Below are 3,511 nucleotides of genomic sequence, written 5' to 3' on the forward strand. Positions count from 1 at the left end.
CCATTCCAAAAGAATGATCCATAAAAACCCTATTGAAAACCCAATGATTTTATCAAAAACGGTTGCTCCTTCAGGGTTTCCAAAATCCAGTAAGGTTATAATAATTAAAAAAAACAAAGGGTAGAGATAGGGTAAGAAAGACCATTTTTCAAAGAATTTATTAGGCTTGAAAATATATAACAACCCGTAAACCAATGCAAACCTGAATACAAAATGCTCTCTGCCCATAATCTGTTCTAATTCAGCATAATAAATTAAACCTACTATTGAAATCAACAGATGTACGAAAGCAACCACTCTTCTATTTGTAAAAAAGAAAGGTTGGAGTGATCTGTTAGAGACAATATCTCGGTTACACATAATATTTAAAACGCTTTGTTAAAGTTTTTATAAATCTTTACCGCACTTATATGTTTAAAATAATACTTATGATAAACCTAATTTATCTTCGCTCCGTGCACAAAAACAGCACTAAGTGAAGACTTTTCATTTTTTATGGCTCATAAAAATAAATGGCAGGTATGATCAACATGGCATTGTAAACTCCATGGAAAATAATAGCCCACAACATCCCATGATTTAACCTGATATAGCTCAATACCAATCCTACAACAAATTGCCCTGCTACAAGCAATGGCACTAAATAAAAATATTCACCATAATCAAAACCTGTAAAATTGACCATATGAATCATGGCAAACAAGGCGGCAGAGCAATAGACGACAAATTTAAGATTGGGATTACGCCCTTGGCCAACTCTTATATAGAGAAAAATCAAATAAACCCACAACAATGCTACAGGGTACCAAACCTCAGAAATCATCAAAAGAGATAATCCCAAACCCCAACCAATTGAAGATTTTTTCAGGTCAAGATGAAGTCTAAAGATCGGTTCTTCCAATAAAGGGGCTAAAAATATTGCAAGAACAGCCACCAGCCATTTATTCTCTTCCAGCAGTTCCAACATTTTATGGTCAAACTGATCCATCCCCGCCCAGTCTAAAATTAAAGCATAGGGTACTACTATTAAAAGAGTCAAAAACAAAAGCAGCGCAAAATCTTTTAATTTAATATCGGTGTATTTTTCTGCCTTATAAGGGACCTTCAAAAAGGAAACTAGCTTATCTATTGTTTTCATTTTTTTTAAAAGTTTAGATATTACAATAATAGTTCATACTTGATAATTATTGGAAAAACTCCATGAATTTTGAGTGCAGATTTTTGTCCCCATCGACCATTCTTCACAATGTGCGCCTCCAACTACCTCGTTTACCGCAGAGTGCTCCAAAATTTCAAACTTCCAATCAATATGTACCTGCTTTTGATTGGCAAAGACAAAGCTATTCATCCGACGGGAGAACTGAATTTCCACACCTAAGTCTTTAAAGTATTCCAAATACACATACAATTGCCTTCTACTTATCCCAAGCCTTTCTGCCAACTCCTCCGGACTTCCCGTCCGCTGTTCCCTAACAAGCTTATTCAACAGCTGCAGTCTTTCTATTTGTCTGATAAATTCCATAATAGTGTTAGTTAATGGTTAATTAAGTTTTTAATATAATTGTCTATAAATGAATTGGTTGATTGAGTTAATTGTAGATATTATTTCTTAATTCATTGTACTTGGTACAATTTTAAAGCACCACCAACTGCTTCCGAATCATATCGAAATACTTACCTTCCTTGTCCAACAATTCTAAGTGATTTCCTTCTTCGATAAGTTTGCCCTTATCCAACACATACAATCTGTCAAAATCCTGCACTGCAGCAAGTCTATGAGTAATGAAAATGATGGTCTTGCCTTCTGCCGCTAGCATCCGAATGGTTTGTTGCACAAATTGCTCGGAGTCCGGATCCAAAGAAGCTGTAGCCTCATCCATGATCAAAATTTCAGGGTCTCTGTAAAGGGCCCTTGCTATGGCAATGCGCTGCTTCTGCCCTCCTGAAAGTGCCGCGCCATTCTCTCCTAAGTAAGTACCAAACCCATTTGGCAAACTTTCAATAAATCCCATCATACCCAGCCTATTGCAAATGCTTACCACTTTTTGCATATCGGGTTGATAATCTCCCAAGGCAATGTTTTCCAATACATTTCCGGCAAAAAGATCTATGCGCTGTGGGACAACAGATACTAGCTGCCTTAAACTGGCATTATTGATAAATTTGATATCATGCTCTCCAATATAAATATTGCCCGATTGTAAAGGGTAAAGATTTTGAAGCAGAGAGACCAAGGTACTTTTGCCGGAACCACTCTCTCCTACCACTCCAGAGATTTTCCCCTTGGGAAAAACCAAACTCAAACTGTCAAACACATTTGCCCTAGAGCCATATCGGAAGCTTACATTCTTGAAGTGAATATCCCCCACATCTTCCTTTTTTATCGGGAAAGTGTCCTCAGCACTTTCTACTTCCAGATCCATAATCTCAAACAACCTATCCGCAGCGATCAAGGCATTTTGTATGGTTTTATTCATTCCGATCAAACTTGAAACAGGCCCTGTTAGATATCCAGTCAAAGCATAAAATGACATCAGTTCACCAGGAGTGATTTCATTTTTCAATACATACCCGGCACCAACCCACAATAGAATAATAGTAAATAGCCGTGAAACTGTCTCAGATGAGGTACCGGAAAAAATATTATTCAGACCTGATTGGTAAACAGTCTTTAAAAGGGATACAAACCTGATCTCAGTTTTGATATTGGCGTGGTCCTCTGCTCCAAAGCGTTTGATGGTTCCTGCTGCTGTAATGGATTCAACCAATTGAGATTCTAATTCAGCAGATTCTTCCATCAGCCTTCTTTCAATCTTTTTGTTGAGCATATTTGTAACCCAATAAATCAAAGCATAGAAGGGTACTACCAGAAGCATGACCAAAGCGAGTTTCCAATAAAAAGTAAACATCAAGGCAAATGAAAAAAATACAATAAATACATTCACCAAAAAACCAATAGACACATCATTGATAAAAGCCCTGATTTTTACTGCATCATTGATTCTTGAAATTATTTCTCCCACCCGCATAGTATCAAAAAATCGCTGAGGAAGTGTCAATAGATGCTTATAATATCCCAGAATCAAACGGGCATCAATACGTTGGCCTACTTTAATAATAAACAAGGTTTTGAAAACCCCAATCACAATCTGTAGGATCAGCAAAACAATCATCGCTACAGAAAGGAGATTGAGTAGATTGACATTCCTGCCAATAAATACATGGTCAATGATTTTCTGAACATAAATGGAAGTGGATAGGCCCAAAATCGTATAAATAACCGCCCCTACCAGAGACTGAAACATTACTGCTTGATGAGGTCGCACCAAAAACCAGAACCTGCTCCATGTACTCACTTTTTGGTTGATAGCCTTGAACTCATCATTAGGCATTAACAAGACCAATACACCTGTCCACATTTCCTTGAAGACTTCAGGTGAAACCTTATGCATTTGCCCATCACCCGGATCCATGTATTCCACTTGCTTGTCAGTCACCTTATAAAGTACCA

4 protein-coding genes are annotated in these 3,511 nt (G+C 37.3%); all 4 read right to left on the reverse strand.

Translation table 11 applies throughout. The annotated features are described in order from the left end of the window. Positions 1–360: hypothetical protein (locus EA341_RS00315; RefSeq protein ID WP_293010686.1), on the reverse strand; the 360-nt coding region annotated here is incomplete at its 3' end. Between the two features lie 133 nt (positions 361–493). Continuing rightward, the gene (locus tag EA341_RS00320) at positions 494–1,138 is read right to left on the reverse strand and encodes a CPBP family glutamic-type intramembrane protease (protein ID WP_293010687.1); all 645 of its coding nucleotides are present in this window, start codon (positions 1,136–1,138) and stop codon (positions 494–496) included. A gap of 33 nt (positions 1,139–1,171) precedes the next feature. Next, entirely contained in the window at positions 1,172–1,522 is a 351-nt protein-coding gene (locus EA341_RS00325) for an HTH domain-containing protein (RefSeq protein WP_293010688.1), read from the reverse strand. Positions 1,523–1,634: 112 nt separating this feature from the next. Then, a partial coding sequence (locus EA341_RS00330; protein WP_293010689.1) for a peptidase domain-containing ABC transporter occupies positions 1,635–3,511 on the reverse strand: 1,877 nt, incomplete at its 5' end.

Source organism: Mongoliibacter sp. (genome assembly GCF_007692705.1).
In the GTDB taxonomy this organism is placed as follows: Bacteria; Bacteroidota; Bacteroidia; order Cytophagales; family Cyclobacteriaceae; genus Mongoliibacter.